Origin of the sequence: Phaeobacter italicus (assembly GCF_001258055.1) — a bacterium.
Classification (GTDB): domain Bacteria; phylum Pseudomonadota; class Alphaproteobacteria; order Rhodobacterales; family Rhodobacteraceae; genus Phaeobacter; species Phaeobacter italicus.
The window spans coordinates 171,426-192,546 of the sequence record NZ_CVRM01000032.1; the positions used below are offsets into that span (position 1 = coordinate 171,426).

The window sequence follows — 21,121 nt, forward strand, 5'->3', positions numbered from 1 at the left end:
TCACTCAAGTGATATGAGTGATTTTTCGACCCAGGCCCGCGCTGCAGAACAGGCCATGCGCGATGTGTTTCCCACAACACCGCTGCAACGAAATGCGTTGCTGTCAGACCGGTTCGGTGCGGAGATTTATCTGAAACGCGAGGATCTGAGCCCTGTGCGCTCCTACAAGATCCGAGGCGCGTTCAACGCGATGCGCAAACAGCCGGATCAGGATCTCTTCGTCTGTGCGTCGGCCGGGAATCATGCGCAGGGCATGGCCTATATGTGCCGGGAGCTGGGCAAGCGGGGTGTGATTTTCATGCCGGTGACAACCCCCCAGCAGAAGATTCAGAAGACCCGCATGTTTGGCGGTGATAGCGTCGAGATTCATTTGGTCGGAGACTATTTTGACGACACGCTGGCCGCGGCGCAGCAATGGTGCGCAGAAGAGGGCGGTCATTTCCTGTCTCCCTTTGACGATGCGGACGTGATCGAGGGGCAATCCTCTATCGCGGTGGAAATCGAAGCCCAGTTGGGTCATGCGCCGGATCACGTGATCCTGCCTGTTGGTGGCGGCGGCATGTCGTCTGGTGTGAAGCGCTGGTTTGGTGATCGGGTCCACTGCCTGTTTGCGGAACCCTCCGGAGGGGCCTGCCTGCGGGCAGCCCTGGCTTCGGGTGCGCCAGTTGCGCTTGATCATGTCGATACCTTTGTGGATGGGGCTGCGGTGGGTCGGATTGGCGCGCAACCCTTTGAGATCCTCAAGGATGTCCCTTTGCCGGACGTTTTGTCGATTGATGAGGATCGCATCTGCACCACCATGCTGGAAATGCTCAACGTTGAAGGCGTTGTTCTGGAACCTGCGGGGGCGCTGGCGATCGAAGCGCTCAAGGATGTGCGGTCCTGGATTCGCGGCAAGACGGTGGTTTGCCTGACCTCGGGGGGGAATTTCGATTTCGAGCGTCTGCCAGAGGTCAAGGAACGTGCGCAGCGCTACATGGGCCTGAAGAAGTACTTTCTGCTGCGTCTGCCGCAGCGTCCCGGCGCCTTGAAGGAGTTCTTGGGGATTCTGGGCCCGGATGACGACATCGCCCGTTTTGAATACATGAAAAAATCCGCCCGTAATTTCGGCTCTGTGCTGATCGGGATTGAAACCAAGCAGCCAGAGAATTTCGCGGATCTCTATGCCCGCCTGGACGCGGCGGGCTTTGCCTATACGGATATCACCAAGGATGAGACGCTGGCACAGTTCGTGATCTGACGAACCCGTGCCGTCGTGAAATCAGAGGTGGCTGGCCTGATCGCGCAGAAACTCTGTTTTGGAGCCCTGATAGCTTGCGATGATTTCAGGGACATTGACGGCAGCCGCCTGACCCTGCGCCGACATGCGCTCGCCTTCCTGGCATAGGGAGGAGAAGTGCTCAAAGCCGAGGTTGAGTGCGCTGCCTTTCAGGAAGTGCAGATCCTGCTCCAACCCGGACCGGTCAGTGGTTTCAAGTTTTTCGATTACACCTTCGACTTCTTCCAGAAAGATCTCTACAACTTCGCCGAAGTCTTCTGCCCCGACTTCATCCTGGAGCTCTTTGACACGTGACCAATCAATCATTGTATAAACCTTGTTTTGACATCGCGTTTTACGATTGCTTTACCTATAAATCAGTAAATTACAGGTGAACGGGAGGATAGGGGCATCTTAGCTAAACTTCACCTCCTGTTAAGTGGAATGCGCGATAGTCGCAGGTGTATAAGGTATTTCGCGCCGTTTTTTGTGGGGTTCACTCGGTGTTGCCAGATAGTTCGATCGAGATAAGCCAAGATGGGCAAGATTCATCGATCCGCCGTGTTCTGGTGGTCGATGACAGCCGCTTGCAGCGACGTATCCTCGTTGCTTCCCTCAAAAAATGGGGTTTTGAAGTCGTGGAGGCCGAGAGTGGTGAGGCCGCGATGGAGATCTGCCTGGCGGATCCACCTGACCTGATTCTCAGTGACTGGATGATGCCGGGGATGAACGGGCTGGAATTTTGCCGCGCCTTCCGGGAACAATCTAAAGACAATTATAGCTATTTTATCCTGCTGACGTCGAAATCAGAAAAGAACGAAGTCGCAGAGGGGCTCGATGCGGGGGCAGATGATTTCCTGACCAAGCCGGTCAGCTCTGATGAGCTGCGCGCCCGCATTTCTGCCGGCGAACGTATCCTTCGGATGCAGCGCGAACTGTCAGAGAAAAACCGGATCGTGTCGGATACGCTGGACGAGCTGCAGCGCGTCTATGATGCTATCGACAAGGATCTGATGCAGGCACGCAAAATCCAGGAATCGCTTGTTCCTGAGTTGTCGCGTGATTTTGGGTCTTCCACCGTCAGCTTGCTGTTGAAACCCTGCGGGCATATCGGCGGTGATCTGGTTGGCATGTTCTCACCCGGTGTGAACCGGGTTGGTTTCTATTCTGTCGACGTGTCCGGTCACGGCATTACCTCGGCCATGATGACCGCCCGACTGGGTGGGTATCTGTCTTCGACCTATTTCGATCAGAACGTGGGGATGGAAAAGCGGTTCAATCGCTTTTATGCGCTGCGTCAGCCTGAGGAGGTCGCAAGCCTGCTGAATGCCCGGCTGATCGCTGATACAGGCATCGAAGAATATTTCACCATGGCGTATTGCATCGTCGATCTGCGCAGCGGGATCCTCAAGATGGTGCAGGCAGGCCACCCTCATCCTTTGCTGATCCGCAAGGATGGCACCACTGAGTTTATCGGCAAGGGTGGCGTTCCCGTCGGTTTGGTTCCTGATATCACCTACTCGCAAGAAGAGGTGGTGATGGAGAAGGGCGATAGGCTGCTGCTTTACTCCGATGGCTTTACTGAGGCACGGCTGGAAAACGGCGAGATGCTGGAGTCTGAGGGGCTGGTAGATCTGATTGGCAAATGCAACTCCAACCAGACCGGACAGGAGTTCTTGGACGATCTGTACTGGAACCTGACGCAAGTCATGTCGCCCGAGTTCGGTCTGGAAGATGACGTTTCCGCGACTCTGTTCGAATACGAAGGCCCGTAACCGGGATTTCTTAAATTCTGATCCGTGCTGTGGGTCCCCTGACGTTCAGGAGGCCCGTTTTTGTATTTGAACGTAAGGCTTTGATCCTCAGGTGAGGGCATTCGCCAGCAGGCTGGCAAAATGACGGTCACCGGCATTTCCCAGGATGTCCATCGCCAGGTCAGGCGTGATCCACATCGCCTCGTGCAGCGCTTCTGTTGGTGGCCCCATCTGCCGGGCCGGACGGGCGATGTAGATATGACAGAGCTTTTCTGCCCAGAGATCATATTCAGGCATATAGGCAAATCGGCGGAACGCTCCGAGCCTGCGCGGGGTGCCAATGGTCCAGCCGGTCTCTTCCATCACTTCGCGATGCAGGGCGGGTATGGGGGATTCTCCGGGGTCGATACCGCCGCCAGGCAACTGAATGTCCGGATAGGGATCGGTCTGACAGGTGACCAGCAACTGCCCGTCACGCGGTAGCAACGCATAAACGCCGGGACGTCGGATGTACTTGCGCGATGTGTCCGGGATTTCTCCAAATCGTCTGATCAAAACACTGACCCCTTCACTCTAATGATGTAAACCTTATATAGGGCCGATATGCCAATCCCCGGCGCGTAAGGAAACCCCATGACACTCGTATCGAAAATCGCGTGGGACGACACCGTCCTGCCCTTCCAGCTTGATATTTCGGACATGCGCGGCCGTGTTGCGCGGCTGGATGGCGTGCTCGACGGTATCCTGAAACAACATAACTATCCTCAGGTCGTTGAGGCGCTTGTCGCCGAAATGGCGCTGTTGACCGCTTTGATCGGCCAGACGGTCAAGCTGCAATGGAAACTGTCACTGCAGGTGCAGTCGAACGGACCAGTGCGGATGATTGCCACCGACTATTACGCCCCCGAAAAAGAAGGTGAGCCCGCGCGGATCCGTGCCTATGCCAGCTATGACGAAAGCCGACTGACCGATGGCGCGCCTTTCGATCAGGTTGGTAGCGGTTATTTTGCGATCCTGATTGACCAGGGTGAGGGCATGAAACCCTACCAGGGGATCACCCCGTTGGCGGGAGGGTCGCTCGCGGCCTGTGCCGAAGCCTATTTTGCTCAGTCTGAACAGCTGCCGACCCGCTTTTCTCTCAGCTTTGGGCGGTCGTCTGAACCCGGCACACCGGAACACTGGCGCGCGGGCGGCATCATGCTGCAGCAGATGCCGAAAGCCTCGCCATTTGTGGCTGACGGTGAGGGCAATGGTGACGCCCTGACAGCCGAGGATCTCATCAGTGGTGAAGAGGGCGAGAACTGGAACCGGGTCATGCACCTTTTGGCGACGGTTGAAGATCTGGAGCTGATTGGCCCTTCGGTGTCTCCCACCGATCTGCTGCTGCGATTGTTTCACGAGGAACAACCGCGCGTCTATGACACCCAGCCGGTCAAATTTGGCTGTACCTGTTCCGAAGAACGCGTGCGCCAAAGCCTGTCGATCTATTCAGCCAAAGAGATCGGCACCATGGTGAATGATGAGGGACGCGTGACCGCGGACTGCCAGTTCTGTAGCGCCCACTATGACCTTGATCCTGCAGAGTTGGGGTTTGAGGGCAAGACAAGTGACGCAGATCAGGGCGACAGTGCCTGATCTGGAGCAACAGCTGACCGCAGCGCTGGGCGCGGTGGGGGATGGGTCGTCTGACTTTGATCTCAACCCCGATGTTACCCTGCCTGCCGATCGCAAATTGCGACCGGCGGGCGTTCTTGTTGCGGTCAGCACCTATCAGGAGGCCCCACAGGTCATTCTGACAAAGCGTTCTTCAGCGCTGAAGCATCATCCCGGACAGATCGCCTTTGCCGGTGGCAAACAGGATGCGGCGGATGCAACCGTCGCGGATGCCGCGCTGCGAGAGGCGTGGGAGGAAATCGGCCTGCCACGGGAATTGCCCCGCATACTGGGCAGTCTTCCGCAGCATGAAACCGTTACGGGGTTTCAGGTTACGCCTGTGGTGGCCCTGATCGACCGCCCTTTTGAGATCCGCCCAGAGGCGGGGGAAGTTGCTGAAGTTTTCAGTGTTCCCCTGTCGCATCTGCTGGATCCCGGGAATTACCAGGTTCAGTCTCGCCGCTGGCGGGGTGTTCGGCGGCATTACTTCGCAGTGCCGTATGGTCCCTATTACATTTGGGGTGCAACGGCGCGGATGCTGCGTGGGTTGGCTGAACGGATGCAAAGATGACGATACTGCGGACAGACTGGTTGGAGGATCCGGACACGCAGCACGTCTGCAAGGTGCTGAAAGACGGCGGCGCGGATGTGTATTTCGTTGGCGGCTGTGTGCGAAACGCGCTGTTGGGGGCGGGGGCCTCCGACCTCGACTTGTGTACCAACATGCGGCCAGAGCGGGTGATTGATCTGGCAGAGACCGCAGGTATCCGGGCCATTCCGACAGGCATTGATCATGGCACTGTGACGCTCGTGCATAAATCAGTGCCCTATGAAATCACGACCTTTCGGCGGGATGTCGCAACGGATGGTCGCCGGGCGGTCGTTGCCTTTTCCGATTGTATCAAGGAAGACGCCGCGCGCCGGGATTTCACCATGAATGCGCTCTATGCGCGCCCAGATGGCGAGGTGGTTGACCCTCTCGACGGGTTGCCGGACCTCATGGCGCGCCGGGTCAGATTTATTGGTACTGCGGAAAACCGGATCCGTGAGGATTACTTGCGTTCGCTTCGGTATTTCCGGTTTCATGCTTGGTACGGCAATGCTGATCTGGGGTTTGACCCTGATGCCCTGTCGGCGATTGCGGGCAACCTTGACGGTATTCCGTCCCTTTCTCGAGAGCGGGTAGGCCAGGAATTGGTCAAACTCCTTGCCGCGCCGGATCCAGCGCCTGCGATTGCCGTGATGCGGCAGATTGGGTTGCTGTCTGTGATTCTGCCGGGAAGTGATGACCGGGCGCTTGCACCGCTCATCCACCTTGAGGCGGGGATGCCGCCGGAGCCGATGCGCAGGTTGGCGGCACTAGGTGGCGAAGATCCGCGCGAGGCGCTGAGGCTAAGCAAGGCGCAGGCCAATATGGTCCAGTTGCTGCGGACAGAGGCGACAGGACCGACCGCACCGGCAGCGCTTGCCTATATGTATGATCAGTCAGTTGCCCGTGATGTCATGCTGCTGCGGTCGGCTTTGTTAGAGATGCCGCTTCCCCCCATGTTAGAGACTGAACTGAACGCGGGCGCGCAGGCGGTTTTTCCGCTGACAGCACAGGATCTGATGCCCGATGTGCAGGGCCCCGCGTTGGGGGTGGCGCTGAAACGGCTGAAATCCGATTGGATCGCGTCGGGCTTTTCTCTGGACAAAGACACGCTCCTCAAACGCCTTTAATCCTCTGCCGGGCGTGTGGTGTTCAACCTTGGGGTAATTTAATCCGTGACATGCGGAGCAATCTTTCCTACCTCTATGGGACCAACACGGGAGGAATACTCATGTATCACGGGATCTGGCACGGCTGACGTCCACCCCTGTCCGACGCAGTCGGTAGGCCATTTCGATGGCCTAGTTTTGCATGACTATTCCAAAGGCTCAGTTTTATTGGAGCACCCGTATGTTTCGCTTTTTCGAAAACCTCGTTGACCCCTATTGTGACTACCCGGAGACCAACGTTCCCCCACGGCGTCTTTGGCCGTTCCTGAAGGACTACGCGCAGCCCTTCAAAAAGGTCTTTGTCGTGACGGCAATCCTGTCCTTGATTGTTGCCGCGATTGAGATTGGCCTGATCCACTACATGGGGCGTGTGGTTGATCTTTTGTCGGGGGAACCGGCGCAAGTCTGGCAGGATCACGGGACAGAGCTGATATTGCTCGCTGTTTTCATCCTGACCCTGCGCCCGCTTATTCAGCTGTTGGATGTATTGTTGCTGAACAATACGATTTTGCCGAATTTCGGCACGTTGATCCGCTGGCGGTCGCACAAACATGTGTTGCGCCAATCGGTCGGGTGGTTTGAAAACGATTTTGCCGGACGCATTGCAAATCGCATCATGCAGACCCCGCCGGCCGCAGGGGAAGTGGTATTTCAGGTGTTCGACGCGATCACCTTTGCATTGGCCTACATCATCGGAGCCGCAATCCTGCTGTGGTACGCTGACCCGCTGCTGATGCTGCCGCTGGTGATCTGGTTCGCGCTTTACGCGCTTTTGATCCGTTGGACGGTTCGCCGCGTCGGCCCTGCCAGTCAGGCCGCGTCGGATGCACGGTCGACCGTGACAGGGCGCGTGGTCGACAGTTATTCGAATATTCATTCGGTCAAGATGTTTGCCCATCATGATACCGAATTGACCTACGCCCGAGAGGCCATCGAGAAAACCCGCCGCACCTTTCAGACAGAGATGCGGATCTACACCATCATGGATGCCACCTTGGTGAGCCTGAACGGGCTGCTGATCGTTAGCACCGTGGGGTGGGGTATTTTTCTTTGGATGCAGGGCCTTGCCTCTGTTGGGGTGATTGCGGCTGCGTCTGCTTTGACGTTGCGGCTGAACGGGATGAGCGGTTGGATCATGTGGGCGCTGACCACCTTCTTTCGGCAGTTGGGCGTTGTTGTCGAAGGGATGGAGACCATCGCGCAGCCGATCAATCTCGTCGATGACCCCGATGCCACCGATCTGCAGCTTAGCAAGGGGAGCCTGGAGCTGCGGGAGCTGTCGCATCACTATGGGCGCGGCAGTGGTGGTTTGGACCAGATCAACCTGACCATCCAGCCGGGTGAGAAGATCGGTCTGATCGGCCGCTCTGGCGCAGGAAAGTCGACCTTGGTCAAGCTGCTGCTGCGGTTCTACGATCCTGAGCGCGGCCAGATCCTGGTCGATGGTCAGGATATCGCCCATGTCACGCAGGACAGTCTGCGGCGGCACATCGGGATGGTGCAGCAAGAGAGCTCTTTGTTGCATCGCTCCGTGCGGGACAACCTTCTGTATGGGCGCCCCGATGCCAGCGAGGCAGAGATGGTCGAGGCCGCGCAGAAGGCCCGTGCGCATGACTTTATTCTCGATCTGCAGGATCCGCAGGGGCGAACTGGCTATGACGCGCACGTCGGTGAGCGTGGGGTGAAATTGTCGGGGGGGCAGCGTCAGCGTGTTACCCTCGCGCGGGTGATCCTGAAGGACGCCCCCATCCTTATTCTGGACGAAGCGACCTCTGCCCTGGATTCCGAGGTGGAGGCCGAAATTCAAGAGACTCTATATAGCATGATGCAGGGCAAGACGGTGATCGCGATTGCGCACCGGCTGTCCACGATTGCCCAAATGGACCGTATTCTGGTGTTGGATCAGGGACGGATTGTCGAAGAGGGTACTCATGACGTGCTTTTGCGGTCAGAGGGCCTATATGCCCAATTCTGGGCGCGCCAATCCGGTGGGTTCCTGAATGTCGAGGCAGCAGAATGAAATTTGGCAATCTGATTGATGCGTTCCAACCGGCCAAGGGCCCCCCGCCGGATCGGCTGGGGGGCTTTTTGCGGTGGTGTCTGTCCGGGGCTTGGCCAATGCTTGCCCTTGCTGCGCTGTTTTCCGCGCTAGCGGGCGCGATGGAGGCAGGCACAGCTTATATTCTGGGTATGGTGATCGACACGGCGATTGCCAGCGGACCTGACAGCTTCTTTTCGACGGCCAACCTGCTGGCGATTGTCGGCGCACTGGGCTTTTTTCTGGTCCTGCGGCCAATCCTTTTCGGCCTGTCGGCTGCGTCCAACGCAATCATCGTCCAGCCCAATGTGAACCCCCTTGTTTTGTCGCGGCTCAATCGCTGGACCATGGGGCAGTCGGTGCGCTTTTTTGATGACGATTTTGCAGGTCGCATTGCCCAAAAGCAGATGCAAACCGCCAATGCCGTGACCTCTGTTTCTGTCGAAGTCATCAATGTCGTTGCGTTTGCTCTTGCTTCCTTGGCGGGGGCGCTTGCCCTTTTGGGTGCAATTGACTGGCGCATCACAGCATTGTTCGCGGGCTGGCTCGTCGGGTATTTCGCGACGATCCGTTGGTTTCTGCCGCGGGTGCGTGAACGCTCGGCCAAGCGAGCCGGGGCACGGGCCATGGTGTCAGGGCAGGTTGTCGATACCATCACCAATATCAAGACTGTGAAGCTCTTTGCTCATGCCGAGTTCGAGGAAAGCACAGCCCAGGATGCGATGGCTGACTTCCGCGAGAAGGCGCTGCACTTTGGCTATCTGTCTGCCAGCTTCCGGTTCTGCCTGATGACCCTTGCTGGCCTGCTGCCTGTGCTGCTCATCGGTGCGACACTGTTTTTGTGGCGCGACGGGCTCGCAAGCGAGGGCGATATCGTTGCAGCTGGTGCCGTGTCCATCCGGATTGCGCAGATGACTGGCTGGGTGAGCTTTACCCTGATGGCGATCTACTCAAATGTCGGAGAGATCGAAAACGGCATGAAAACCCTGACCCGACCCGATCGGGTTGAGGATGAAACCGAAGCAACCGAGCTGAATGTCACCGACGGCGCGATTGAGTTTCGCAACGTGGGCTTTGCCTACGGGCGCGATGTGGGGGGCGTTCAGGATGTCACCCTGTCGATCAAAGCTGGCGAAAAACTGGGTATTGTCGGGGCGTCTGGCGCCGGTAAATCGACCCTCGTTTCGCTCTTGCTGCGGCTCTATGACGGGGAAAATGGGCAAATTCTGATTGATGGGCAGGACATTTCTGGCGTGACACAGAATTCCCTGCGCAGCCAAATCGGCATGGTCACGCAGGAAACGGCGATGTTCAATCGTTCTGCCCGCGACAACATCCTGTACGGTCGCCCGGATGCGAGCGAAGCGGACATGATCGCAGCTGCGCAAAAAGCCGAGGCGCATGATTTCATTCAGGATCTGCAGGATGGGCAGGAGCGCACAGGTTATGACGCCTACCTGGGAGAGCGCGGTGTCAAACTGTCTGGTGGGCAGCGTCAAAGGATCGCTTTGGCACGGGCTATCCTAAAAGACGCGCCGATCCTTGTTCTGGACGAGGCGACTTCGGCATTGGATTCCGAGGTTGAGGCCTCGATTCAGACGGCTCTTGAACGGGTGATGGAGGGTAAAACCGTCCTTGCGATTGCGCACCGCCTGTCAACGCTGAGCGAAATGGACCGGATCATCGTGATGGAGCAGGGCAGGATCGTTGAGATGGGCAGCCACGAGGTGCTGCTGGCGCAAGGTGGGCTTTATGCGCAGTTCTGGTCGCGCCAGTCAGGTGGATTTATCCGCACCGATGGAGAGAGCCGAGCCGCACAGGATGCCGCAGAATAGGCGCAGCCCTGCGGTGATGTGATCGCAAGCCTGCGCATTTTCCTTTTGCCTGACACGGTGGCGGGGTATTCAGCGCCCATGACACATGAAGCCAGACTTACAGCCACAATTCAGCGTCTCGGGCACCAGGGCGACGGGATCGCCGATGGGCCCCTCTTTGCCCCGCGGACCCTGCCGGGAGAGACCGTCAGCGGTATCCGTGACGGCAACCAGCTGACAGATATTCGGATCGAAACCCCGTCAGAGGCGCGGGTTCAGGCGCCGTGCAGACACTACAAATCCTGTGGCGGCTGTCAGTTGCAACATGCGGCAGATGATTTTGTGGCCGATTGGAAGGTTGGTATCGTTCAGTCCGCCTTGTCCGCGCAGGGGTTGACGGCTGATTTCCGGCCAATCCACACCTCGCCCCCTCAGTCCCGGCGCCGGGCTACCCTGTCGGTGCGGCGGACGAAAAAGGGCGCGATGGCAGGATTTCATGGTCGCGCCTCTGATGTCATCACCCAGATCCCTGACTGCCAGCTCCTGTCTCCAGAGCTGATCGCCGCTATTCCAGTGGCAGAGGAACTGGCAATGGTCGGTGCAAGCCGCAAGGCGCCATTGTCCGTGACCGTAACCCTGTCTGAGGTCGGCCTGGATGTTCTGGTGGCAAATGGCAAACCGCTTGATGGTCAGTTGCGGATCGATCTGGCCCGGATCGTTGATGCCCACGGTCTGGCGCGGCTCAGCTGGGAAGATGAGCTGATCGGAATGGAGCAGCCACCAACCCAACCCTCCGGTCCTGCCCATGTCTGCCCACCGCCAGGGGCGTTTCTTCAGGCCACCCGCGACGGTGAGGCAGCCCTGTTGGCTGCGGTCGAAGAAGCCGTGGGACGGGCAAAGCGCGTTGTCGATTTGTTTGCTGGCTGCGGCACCTTCAGCCTGCCTCTGGCCCGCAATGCAGAAGTCCACGCCGTCGAGGGAGAGCGCCCGATGCTGGCGGCGCTGGATCTTGGATGGCGGCAGGCGAAAGGGCTGAAAAAGGTCACGACCGAAACACGGGATCTGTTTCGCAATCCCCTGCTGCCGGTCGATTTGAATCCCTTTGGGGAAGAGTATGACGCGGCTGTCATCGACCCGCCACGGGCAGGGGCAGAAGCACAATCTGTTCAGCTGGTGGCTGCAAAAACACCAAGCATTGCCTATGTGTCCTGCAATCCTGTGACCTTTGCCCGCGATGCCAAGATTTTGGTGGATGGCGGATATCAACTGAATTGGGTTCAGGTTGTCGATCAATTCCGCTGGTCATCGCACACCGAGCTTGCGGCCAGCTTTACTTATGTGGGGTGAACCCGTGACGAGCGTAACAAAACTCAGCCTGATTGAACGGCTGGGCCAAATTCTGGCCAGCGACCGATTTGGAAATTTCATCACCACAGTGATCCTGATTAATGCGGTGACGCTTGGGATGGAAACATCCGAGGCCGTCATGTCGCGTGCCGGATCCGTTGTGCTGCTCATCGATCAGCTGTGTCTGGCTATTTTCGTCGTAGAGCTTTTGGCAAAGCTTTTGGTTCAGCGGCATCGCTTCTTTCTGCGCGGCTGGAACGTCTTTGACTTTGTGATCGTCAGTATCGCTTTCCTGCCAGGCGCACAGGGCGTGTCAGTGCTGCGTGCGCTGCGCATTCTGCGGGTTTTACGCGTGATCTCGGTTGCGCCACGCCTGCGCCGAGTGGTCGAGGGCTTTATCACGGCCCTGCCGGGGATGGGGTCTGTGTTCCTGCTGATGGCGATCATCTTCTACATCGGCTCGGTCATCGCGACGAAGCTGTTCGCCGCGAGCTTCCCTGAGTGGTTCGGAAATCTGGCGCTCAGCGCGTATTCCCTGTTCCAGATCATGACGCTGGAAAGCTGGTCGATGGGCATCGTGCGCCCGGTGATGGAGGTGTATCCCTACGCCTGGGCCTTTTTTGTGCCGTTCATCATGGTGACCACCTTTGCGGTGGTGAACCTGTTGGTGGGTCTTATCGTGAACTCGATGCAGGACGCCCACAGCGAGGAAGAGGGCGAGCGTACAGATGCCTATCGGGATCAGGTTCTGGCCCGTCTTGAGGCTATTGAGCAGCAGATCTCCCGCCTTGAGCCCCCACACGAGAAGAAGTGATTTTGATTAACGGGCCAACCGTTGTAATCGGGATATGAGGCAAAACAGGCAGAGACCGAACAAAAATGGACAGAAGAGCATTCGGCCTGGGCATCGCCGCGACCCTGGGGGTTGCGGGCTGTAGCTCCAGCACCGGGCCAGTAAACAAGTTTCTCGCGTACAATGGTCCCGAGGTCACATCGATCGTGGTCAACAAAGGGGCGCGCAAGGTTTATCTGATGCACGATCAGGACATCCTGCGCGAATACAAGATGGATCTGGGCTTTGCTCCCGCTGGCCACAAGGCTGTGGAAGGCGACGGTAAAACCCCGGAAGGCACGTATTTCATCGACCGGCGCAACCCCAATAGCGCCTATCACCTGTCTATCGGCATCTCGTATCCGAATGCCGAGGACCGGGCAAAGGCCGCCGCGATGGGCAAGAAACCTGGTGGAGAGATCTTCATCCACGGTGAACCGAACAGCGCCAAGGCCCGCAAGCGTGCAGCGCGCGTCGATGACTGGACGGCCGGCTGTATCGCAGTCAAGAACCACGAGATCGAAGAGATCTATGCCATGGTTGCGGATGGGACGCCGATTTTCCTTTATCCGTAATTTCGGATGCAGGATTGCATTCCGCAAATGTGCAAAACAAAGGCCCGGTCACATGCTGTGATCGGGCCTTTGTTTTTTGAATATCAGCTGGGTTTAGCTGCCCATGATGAGCGTCCACCAGATTTTGCCATTGGGTTCCTGAAACCAGGAAAAGCCCATGTTGGCGGCTTTCGGGTCCAGAATGACTGCGCGGGTGGATGGGTCTTCCATCCAGGCGGTCAGCGTCTGCAATTCGGATTCATAGGTCTCCGAGATGGTCTCGCCGATCACGTCACCCACAAAACCGGCACGAGCAACACGGTCGAGCGGAGAGGAGCCGTCAGAGCCGAAATGCCAGGGGCGGTTCTGGACAGACATATCGCGCGAATGGGTCGCTGCAGCGGCGGTAAGTTGGGCGTTCAGCTGCACCTGCTGGGTGCCGGCAGCCTGACGCAGCGCATTGACGGAATCGAGCATACGCAGCTGTACCTTGTCCGCATTGCGGATCCGGTAAACCTGACCGGCGCTGGTGTTGCCATCTGGAGCAGGCGCACAAGCCGCGACAAAGGACATAAGCCCGGCAACGAGGATCAGAAATACACGCGTCATATTACACCTTGCTTCATTGACTGCTGGCTCCCTTAGCGCGCCTGTGACATTGGCGCAAACCCGTCGAGGTGGAATCAGCGGTTCAGGACGGGTTTGATTTGCGACTGAGGCATTCGCGCCATAAGATACGGGTCTACGAATGAATATCTCCGCAGTTTGGAAAAGTCATGACCCGCAGTCCTTTTAGTTCCTTTACAAGACGGCAGTTTCTTGCCGGTTCTGCCTCCCTCGCGGGGGCAGGTGTTACCTCTGCGGCCTGGGCCCAGGAAGTTGACGAGGTAGCCGACGAGGCATACGACCCCCTGCGTCCGCCGCCTGAGCCAGAACCACCGGTTAAACGCAATATCTCGGCATTTCGTTCCAAGAAATGGCAGCCTTATTTCGACAATTTGCGCAAGGGCGCGATTCTTGTCGACATCGACAGCCGCGCGCTTCACTACTGGTCCGAAGATGGGAATGATTACCGACTTTTCCCCTCTTCCGTTCCGCTGTCCGACGATCTGACCCGGCGTGGTCGAACACAGATCATCCGCAAGGTCGACGGGCCCGGCTGGGCACCAACGCCCAACATGCTCAAGCGCAACCCGGAATGGCCCGCCTACATTCCGCCCGGACCGGATAACCCCTTGGGAACACACGCTTTGTACCTAAGCTGGAAGTACTATCGCATTCATGGAACCCACGATACACGCAAGATTGGCCGCAAGTCTTCCAACGGATGTATCGGTCTTTACAACGAGCATATTGCCGAGTTGTTTGCGTTAACAAAAGTGGGCACTCAGGTGTTGCTAATTTGACGACATGACGGCGCAGCCGGAGGCAGAACATCCACAAGTAATTGCAATCTCGGTTTTTTGCTGCTTAGACAATACCACGAGGTAAGTCTTGGGCGCGTGGTTCAGGTGGACTGATCCGCGCAACTTTTTTGGAGGTTAACATGAAAAAACTCGTTATCGCTGCTGCTCTGACTGCTGCTGCTTCCACCGCAACCGCGGGCAACCTGTCTGAGCCGGTTGTTGAGCCGGTTGTTGTTGTTGAGCAGGCAGAAAGCTCCTCCAGCGGCATCCTGCTGCCGCTGCTGCTGCTGGTTGTTGTCGGCGCGGCTGTTGCAAGCAACTAATTGCTCGCATCAGAAAGCAAAGAAAGGCGGTGGATTTCCACCGCCTTTTTTCGTGTTCAGGGCATCCGCCAGGACGCGCTTTGAGGATTGAAAATACCCCGGACGTTTCCATCCGGGGCTGTCATCTGCCTAGTCGCAGTGAACCTCGGCCAGAATGCTGTCCATCGTCTCGAGGATCATCTGAATATCCTCTGCATCAATCGTCAGGGGCGGGCGAATTTTGAGGATGTTGTCCTTTGGCCCCTCGCTGCCGATCAGGATTCGGTGGTCGCGCATCCGGTTCTTGAGATAAGAACAGATCGCTGTTGCCTCGGAGCCATCCGGGTTGATCAGTTCCACGCCGATAAACAACCCCATTCCTCTGACGTCACCAATCGAGGGATAGCGGCCTTGCAGATCCTTCAGGCCGCTCAACAGTTCGCTGCCGCGCAGGCGCGCGTTTTCCTGCAGGCCTTCGTCGTCGACAATGTTCAGAACTTCTGTGCCGATCCGGCAGGACAGGTTTGATCCGCCAAAAGTCGAAAAGAACTCTGGTCCCTGGGCAAAACTCTCAGCGATGTCGCGCGTTGTGACCAGCACACCCAGGGGGTGGCCGTTGCCGATGGGTTTGCCCATCACAACAATGTCCGGGGAGGCCTCTTGGTGTTCAAATCCAAAGTAGTAGTCCCCAAGACGTCCGAGACCTGTCTGGACCTCATCCGCTATGCAGACCCCACCGGCCTTGCGGATTTTTTCATAAACGGCAGCCAGATACCCCTTTGGCGGAATGATCTGCCCACCCACGGAGGGGAATGTCTCGGCGATGAAACCAGCAATCCCGTGGCCTGCCTGACGGAGCTTTGCGATCGCGTCGTCTACAAGATTTGCGTAGTTTTGGGCCCGTTCAGGATCATCGCGGCCGAAGCTGCCGCGATAGTCATCTGCGACCTCGACCAGCTCAACCCAATCTGACGGCCCCACACCCCCCTTGGCGTTGAACTTATAGGCAGAGACATCGATCACGCCCGTGGTGTTGCCATGATAGCCGTGGTCTGGCGTTACCATCCCCTTGGCGCCGGTATGGGCCCGCGCCAGTCTCAGCGCCAGCTCGTTCGCTTCGGTTCCTGAGTTCACGAAAAAGCAGACTTCCAAATGCTCGGGCATCTTTGAAAGAACTTTTTCGGCAAAGGCAGTTTGCGCCGGATGCAGGTAACGGGTGTTGGAGTTCATGCGCTTCAGCTGATCCGCAGCAACGGCCTGAATGCGCGGATGGGCGTGCCCTACGTGAGGGACGTTATTGTAGGCATCCAGATAGGGCCGCCCCCATTCGTCGAACAGGTGATGTTTCCACCCCCGCAAGAGCATAACCGGGTCTTGGTAGGTGAGGCTGAGGTTGCCCCCGAAATGTGCCTTGCGCGCGGCCAGAACTGTCGTTTTGTCTGTCGGTTGGTAGCCGGTTTTCTCTGCTGGCAGGTTCAGCAGCGGCGCCGGATTTGGGCATAGGGCATTCCAAAGAACCAGATCATCAGGATCTGCGACCCCTGGCCAGTCCGCTTCGATCCCATCGGTGGACAGGGCGATCTGGAAATGGACATGCGGAGCCCAGCCACCGTTCTGATAGGCATTTCCTAGCTGGCAAAATGCCTGTCCACGCGCGATCTTGTCCCCTGCCGTGAGCCGCGTGACACATTCCGGATCAAGGTGGCCGTACAGGGTGTAGAATGGATCGCCGTCATCTGTGAGGTGTTTGAGGATGATAACACCCCCGTAATCAAGATGATTGGCGCGGTCTTCGACAATCAGCACCTCGCCATCCAGCGGCGCATGGAGCGCCTGACCGGCGGGTGCGAACACATCCACCGCGAGGTGCACGGTCCGCCGGTCACTGGCCTTGTATGCGCCTTTGCGAAAGGCGGGCGCGGTATAGATCAGGCGGGGCTCGTTATAGTAGCCGAGCCACCACTCAGATCCGTCTTTCCCCGCAAACTCTGCGCCGACCTGTGCGGCTTCTTCCAGCGGCATGTCGAACGGGTTCTGTGGCCAAGTGGAGTTTTCCACTGACAAGGAACCCATCGGCACGTCGCTCAGGTCGCGGTTCATGATGGGGGCAAAACTGCCGGAATGCTTCTCTAAATAGGCCAAAACACGGTCAGCGCCATCGACCACAGGCAGACCGCAGGTTGCCCGCAGTCGGCCCGCAATCAGGGCAGGATGCTCTGCCGGCTGGTCAAGAAAACGCCAAGCTGGTGCTTGCGAGATCGTTACGTAAGGATCGTCAGGATGATCTGCAGCCATCAGGGTTGAGTTCACAACGCTGACCGCAAGACGCATCCGCAAGAGCGGCCATAGCAGGTCCAGCTCTGCCGCGGTGAGCGGATTGACGGCATGGTAGCCGGCCACCAACGACGTTAGGGCCTGTTGTGGTTTTGGGTGATCCAGAACCATATAGGCCGCCGCAATTGCCAGATCGCAGATCCGCGGCGCGGCGCACATGTCGCCAAAGTCGATCAGCCCGCTGATATGTTGCGGCGCGCTCAGCTCTCCTGCCACGAGGATATTATAGTCGTTGGCATCGTTATGAATCGCTTGGCGGGGCAGGGCCTCCAGCTTTGGCTTGAGCCTGGCAAAATCGGCGCAGATGTCATCAACCAGCTGCCGGCGGGCAGGGTCGCTGATGCAACCGCTTTCGGCCGCAACCCAATCTGCAGCCATCAGGTCCCATTTGAAATCACGGTGCAGTGCAGGGTGGTCGAAATCTTTCAAGGCTCGGGTCACGCCGGCCAGCACGGCGCCCACCTCGGTAACAAGGGCGGCGGTCTTGGGGTGACTCTTGGCATAACACCGCCCAGGAAGCCCAGTCTGGAGCCATACCAGTCGCTCATTGCCTGCTTCGTCAGCAAGGCTCAGGCAGGATGCGCCGTTTTGGGCCGGTATGACACGGGGCAGTGGCAGATCAGGGGCCGATCGTGCGATCTGGGCAAGGGCGCCAATCTGCACATCAACCAGATCATAGTCGCAACCAGGGCGCATGGCCTTGAGGACATAGATCTGCCCATCTTCTGCCTGTGCCAGGAAATTCAGATCGTATTCGCCATCCAGACGGGTCAGCGCCGCCTTGATGCCCCATGTGTCCAAAAGGGCCTTGGCCCAATGCGCAGTGCTCATCAAATTCTCCCCGGTTCCGGCTTAGTCCGGCTTCCAATATTGGATCCTATTTGGACCGGGGAGGAATTTTAGTCCAGCCACCCTTTCAAATTGCGCTCGATGACACCGGCAAGTGCGTCGATATGTTCGGGATCGTCGTTGAGGCAGGGGATGTAGAGGAATTCCTCACCGCCTGCCTCTTCAAAGCTCTCGCGGATCTCTTCGTTGATCTCTTCCAGCGTTTCGATGCAATCCGCGGAAAACGCAGGTGCGATGACCGCAATGTTCTTTTTGCCTTCGTGGGCAAGGGTTGCAACGTGATCAACTGTATAGGGCTTCAGCCATTCTTCGGGGCCGAAAACGGACTGGAAGGTGGTGGTGATTTCGGTATCCGCCCAACCCAGACGTTCCTTCAGAAGGCGCGTCGTTTTCTGACACTGGCAGTGATACGGATCGCCCTGCATCAGGTAGCGTTTCGGCATTCCGTGATAGGAGACAACCAGGATGTCCGGTTTCTTTTCCGCCGCTGCATAGGCTTTCTCCACGGATCGGGCGAGTGCGTCGATATAGGCGGGATCGTCAAAATAGGGGGCGACGGTGCGGGATGCGGGTTGCCATGGCTCGTCCATCAGTGCCCGAAAGAACTGATCGTTGGCAGTGGCCGAGGTCGCGCCGGCATATTGCGGATAAAGCGGCAGAAACAGGATCTTCTGGCAGCCTGCGTCAATCATCGCCCGAACCTTGGATTTGGTGGACGGGTTGCCGTAGCGCATGCAGAAATCAACCATCACCTCGCCGCCATAGCGGGCTTGCAGTTTCTCTGCCATGGCCGCTGTTTGGTCTTTCGTGATCGTCATCAGGGGGCTTTCGCCCTTGTCGTGGTTCCAGATCGATTTGTAGGCCGCACCGGATGTAAAGGGCCGCTTGGTGAGAATGATCAGCTGCAGCAGTGGCTGCCATTTCCAGGATGCGTAGTCGATCACACGCTTGTCTGACAGAAACTCGTTCAGATAGCGGCGCATGGGCCAATAGCTGTAGTCATCGGGCGTGCCGAGATTGGCCAGCAGCACGCCGACCTTGGCCGGAGCGATCTTGGGGTGATCGGCCGGGGCATGGGCGGGGCAAGTGGCGGGGGCAGTGGCATCCAGCATCTATCAGGTCCTGTACGATAATCGGTCAGCGGGTCATCAGATCCGCACTAGCAATAAGCCTTTACGACGGGCTTGGCCAATCGGATCATTTCACCAGACCCATAGGATAGTCCTATGGCGTGGTGCGTCTACTTGGGCAGCTTGGTTTCCGGGACTTTTAGCGCATCTGCCAGACGGGCCTTGGCAGATCCGGGGCGCAGAGGTTTTTGCTGGGAGTCGGAGGGCGACCACCCGGTTAGGCAGATCAGCTCGAAGGTTGCAGGAAGGCGACCATCCGGATCGACAAAAGTGTCGCGATAAATCGTCTCGGCTTCCTGAAACAGACGACGCGGTGCAAGGGTTCTGCGTCTCTGGGACATGGCGTTGGTTTCACCCATCCCCCGCAGTTCGCGCATCAGGTGCGGCAGATCGCGGTACTTGGCGGTCAGCGGCACGACATCGGCCACCGGCAGGGCAAACCCCGCCCGCTGCAACAATGCGCCCAGGTCGCGCACCTCTCCCATGGGGGCGATACGGGGCGACAGGCCGCCGCTGATCCGGGTTTCCGCCGTGGCGAGGGCGCTGCGCAGTTCGTGCAGTGTCTGACCTCCGAACATCAATACCAGAAGCAACCCGTCTTCGCTCAGGGCGCGGTGGCACTGAATCAGCTGGCCAACCGGGTCATTGGCCCAATGCAGACACATGGCATGGACGACCAGATCATGGGCGCCCACCTCCAGATCCAGAACATCTGTATCTGGGACGTGCTTTGCGTTTGGCAGACAGTTGTCCCAGACCTCCGCAAAAGGCGCAACAACAGCGGGCCGGGTAAAGAATCTGTTAACCAAGGAAAGCCGATCCTCGATTTCGTCCCGGGCAATTTCATGCAGGAACAGGGAATCGGGCGTCAGTCGGGCACGTTGGGCCGCAAGGGCGCGACGGTCAAACAGCTGCGGGCGGGGCGTCTGGGCTTGGGTCATGAGGGCTATTTAGGATGTTGGCGGGGGGGATACAAACAGCAGTTTCGCTGATCTACCCGCCCAGATGCCTGGCATGTGGCGATTGGGTCGAAAGCGATTTTGGTCTCTGTGGTCCCTGTTGGCGGGATACGCCTTTTGTCGGCGGGTTATGCTGTGATGGTTGCGGACTTCCGATGATGGGAGAGGACGATGGGTTCGCGATGGCCTGTGATGACTGCCTGGCCCATCCACGCCCTTGGGTGCAGGGGCGGGCTGCCCTCCTTTATGAAGGCACGGCGCGAAGGCTGATCCTGGGCCTGAAACATGGCGACCGGACGGATATCGTTGCGCCTGCTGCCGACTGGCTTGCCAAGGCGACAGCGGTATTGGCTGTTGATGACCCAATCATTGCGCCAGTCCCGTTGCATTGGAGCCGCTATTTGCGGCGGCGCTACAATCAGTCCGCCTTGCTGGCGCAGGCGTTGGCGGCACGACTGGGGCGGCGTTGTTGCCCTGATCTTCTGCTGCGGTCGCGCAGGACGCCGTCGTTGGAAGGCAAGAGCAGAGCCCAACGCCAGGCCATCCTCGACGGCAGCATTCGGGTCAATCCGAAACATGGACCGCTGATCCAAAATCGGTCTGTGGTGATCGTCGATGACGTGATGACCAGCGGTGCGACACTGGCTGCCTGTACCATGGCTTGCCTTGGGGCGGGGGCAGATGTGGTTCGGGTTGCGGTGCTGGCCCGTGTCACGCGGACGTGATTGCGATGAAACCGGGCTGGCAATTTGTCGCAAGACTACCCAAGTTCAGGGCTGACACGCATTTCAGACCTTATGGAGACCCCGAATGAAACCCGTAGAAATCTACACATCGCCGCTCTGCGGCTTTTGCCACGCTGCCAAACGCCTTCTGAAACAGAAGGGGGTTGAGTTTTCTGAGGTGGACGTTCTGGCCAATCCTGGCCGCAAGGCAGAGATGATCGAGCGGGCGAATGGCGGGCGCACCGTTCCGCAGATCTTTATCGGGGACACCCATGTCGGTGGTTGCGACGATCTTTACGCATTGGATCGTTCGGGCAAGCTGGATCCGCTTCTGGCGGCCTGATAGGGTTCGCCAAAACCCGACTGGTCGGGGCGTTGTGCCCCGATCCAGCACCCAAAGGACCATTC

Annotated in this window: 20 protein-coding genes; 14 read left to right on the plus strand and 6 right to left on the minus strand. The window is 58.1% G+C overall.

Translation table 11 applies throughout. The features are described from left to right. Positions 1–13 precede the first annotated feature (13 nt). Entirely contained in the window at positions 14–1,240 is a 1,227-nt protein-coding gene (ilvA, locus tag NIT7645_RS14410; RefSeq protein WP_046211467.1) for a threonine ammonia-lyase IlvA, read from the plus strand. A gap of 21 nt (positions 1,241–1,261) precedes the next feature. Here the strand turns inward: ilvA and NIT7645_RS14415 are convergent, their stop codons facing one another. After that, the gene (locus NIT7645_RS14415) at positions 1,262–1,585 is read right to left on the minus strand and encodes an Hpt domain-containing protein (RefSeq protein WP_008562900.1); all 324 of its coding nucleotides are present in this window, start codon (positions 1,583–1,585) and stop codon (positions 1,262–1,264) included. A 176-nt stretch (positions 1,586–1,761) separates the two neighbouring features. On the opposite strand from NIT7645_RS14415, the gene NIT7645_RS14420 reads away from it, so the two are divergent. Beyond that, positions 1,762–3,033: a PP2C family protein-serine/threonine phosphatase gene (locus NIT7645_RS14420; protein ID WP_008561399.1), complete on the plus strand. Its 1,272-nt coding sequence runs from the start codon at positions 1,762–1,764 to the stop codon at positions 3,031–3,033. An 87-nt stretch (positions 3,034–3,120) separates the two neighbouring features. On the opposite strand, the gene NIT7645_RS14425 is transcribed toward NIT7645_RS14420, so the two are convergent. Beyond that, positions 3,121–3,567: an NUDIX hydrolase gene (locus NIT7645_RS14425; RefSeq protein ID WP_008561807.1), complete on the minus strand. Its 447-nt coding sequence runs from the start codon at positions 3,565–3,567 to the stop codon at positions 3,121–3,123. 78 nt (positions 3,568–3,645) lie between these two features. On the opposite strand from NIT7645_RS14425, the gene hslO reads away from it, so the two are divergent. The 8 genes from hslO (at position 3,646) to NIT7645_RS14465 (ending at position 13,029) form a co-directional block, all read left to right on the plus strand. Next, on the plus strand, positions 3,646–4,647 hold the full coding sequence (gene hslO, locus NIT7645_RS14430; RefSeq protein ID WP_008562919.1) for an Hsp33 family molecular chaperone HslO: 1,002 nt from the start codon (positions 3,646–3,648) through the stop codon (positions 4,645–4,647). Then, entirely contained in the window at positions 4,640–5,236 is a 597-nt protein-coding gene (locus NIT7645_RS14435; protein ID WP_008559260.1) for a CoA pyrophosphatase, read from the plus strand. Before hslO ends, NIT7645_RS14435 begins: the two co-directional genes overlap by 8 nt. Further along, positions 5,233–6,384 carry a CCA tRNA nucleotidyltransferase gene (locus NIT7645_RS14440; RefSeq protein ID WP_050687354.1) on the plus strand — a complete coding sequence of 384 codons (1,152 nt, stop codon included), beginning with the start codon at positions 5,233–5,235 and terminating at the stop codon, positions 6,382–6,384. Before NIT7645_RS14435 ends, NIT7645_RS14440 begins: the two co-directional genes overlap by 4 nt. Positions 6,385–6,604: 220 nt before the next feature. Then, complete coding sequence (locus tag NIT7645_RS14445) at positions 6,605–8,443, plus strand: ABC transporter ATP-binding protein (RefSeq protein WP_050687356.1); 1,839 nt, start codon at positions 6,605–6,607, stop codon at positions 8,441–8,443. Continuing rightward, positions 8,440–10,296 carry an ABC transporter ATP-binding protein gene (locus NIT7645_RS14450; protein ID WP_050687358.1) on the plus strand — a complete coding sequence of 619 codons (1,857 nt, stop codon included), beginning with the start codon at positions 8,440–8,442 and terminating at the stop codon, positions 10,294–10,296. Before NIT7645_RS14445 ends, NIT7645_RS14450 begins: the two co-directional genes overlap by 4 nt. A gap of 78 nt (positions 10,297–10,374) precedes the next feature. Continuing rightward, positions 10,375–11,622, plus strand: a complete 1,248-nt coding sequence (locus NIT7645_RS14455; RefSeq protein WP_050687361.1) for a class I SAM-dependent RNA methyltransferase — start codon at positions 10,375–10,377, stop codon at positions 11,620–11,622. Continuing rightward, positions 11,612–12,436: an ion transporter gene (locus NIT7645_RS14460; RefSeq protein ID WP_173644439.1), complete on the plus strand. Its 825-nt coding sequence runs from the start codon at positions 11,612–11,614 to the stop codon at positions 12,434–12,436. Before NIT7645_RS14455 ends, NIT7645_RS14460 begins: the two co-directional genes overlap by 11 nt. A gap of 65 nt (positions 12,437–12,501) precedes the next feature. Continuing rightward, positions 12,502–13,029, plus strand: a complete 528-nt coding sequence (locus tag NIT7645_RS14465; protein WP_008561128.1) for a L,D-transpeptidase family protein — start codon at positions 12,502–12,504, stop codon at positions 13,027–13,029. A gap of 93 nt (positions 13,030–13,122) precedes the next feature. Here NIT7645_RS14465 and dalA read toward each other — a convergent pair whose 3' ends face one another. Further along, positions 13,123–13,617 carry a divisome-associated lipoprotein DalA gene (gene dalA / locus NIT7645_RS14470; protein WP_008563206.1) on the minus strand — a complete coding sequence of 165 codons (495 nt, stop codon included), beginning with the start codon at positions 13,615–13,617 and terminating at the stop codon, positions 13,123–13,125. A 167-nt stretch (positions 13,618–13,784) separates the two neighbouring features. On the opposite strand from dalA, the gene NIT7645_RS14475 reads away from it, so the two are divergent. Together NIT7645_RS14475 and NIT7645_RS14480 are read left to right on the plus strand one after the other, a co-directional pair. Then, positions 13,785–14,414: a L,D-transpeptidase gene (locus NIT7645_RS14475; protein ID WP_008561186.1), complete on the plus strand. Its 630-nt coding sequence runs from the start codon at positions 13,785–13,787 to the stop codon at positions 14,412–14,414. Positions 14,415–14,554: 140 nt separating this feature from the next. Then, positions 14,555–14,737, plus strand: coding sequence for a hypothetical protein (locus tag NIT7645_RS14480; protein ID WP_008562038.1), 183 nt, complete (start codon positions 14,555–14,557; stop codon positions 14,735–14,737). Between the two features lie 129 nt (positions 14,738–14,866). Here NIT7645_RS14480 and NIT7645_RS14485 read toward each other — a convergent pair whose 3' ends face one another. The 3 genes from NIT7645_RS14485 to NIT7645_RS14495 all read right to left on the minus strand — a co-directional run bounded on the left by NIT7645_RS14485 (position 14,867) and on the right by NIT7645_RS14495 (position 19,970). After that, positions 14,867–17,881, minus strand: coding sequence for an aminotransferase class III-fold pyridoxal phosphate-dependent enzyme (locus NIT7645_RS14485; RefSeq protein ID WP_050687362.1), 3,015 nt, complete (start codon positions 17,879–17,881; stop codon positions 14,867–14,869). A 68-nt stretch (positions 17,882–17,949) separates the two neighbouring features. Continuing rightward, positions 17,950–19,011 (minus strand): ferrochelatase, encoded by a 1,062-nt coding sequence (gene hemH / locus NIT7645_RS14490; RefSeq protein ID WP_008561480.1) that lies wholly within the window; start codon positions 19,009–19,011, stop codon positions 17,950–17,952. A gap of 128 nt (positions 19,012–19,139) precedes the next feature. Further along, the gene (locus tag NIT7645_RS14495) at positions 19,140–19,970 is read right to left on the minus strand and encodes a methyltransferase domain-containing protein (RefSeq protein WP_050687364.1); all 831 of its coding nucleotides are present in this window, start codon (positions 19,968–19,970) and stop codon (positions 19,140–19,142) included. Positions 19,971–19,984: 14 nt separating this feature from the next. Here NIT7645_RS14495 and NIT7645_RS14500 point away from each other — a divergent pair, with 14 nt between their 5' ends. Continuing rightward, positions 19,985–20,713, plus strand: coding sequence for a double zinc ribbon domain-containing protein (locus NIT7645_RS14500; protein WP_050687366.1), 729 nt, complete (start codon positions 19,985–19,987; stop codon positions 20,711–20,713). A gap of 85 nt (positions 20,714–20,798) precedes the next feature. After that, positions 20,799–21,056, plus strand: coding sequence for a glutaredoxin 3 (grxC, locus tag NIT7645_RS14505; protein ID WP_008562263.1), 258 nt, complete (start codon positions 20,799–20,801; stop codon positions 21,054–21,056). The last annotated feature ends 65 nt before the right edge of the window (positions 21,057–21,121 follow it).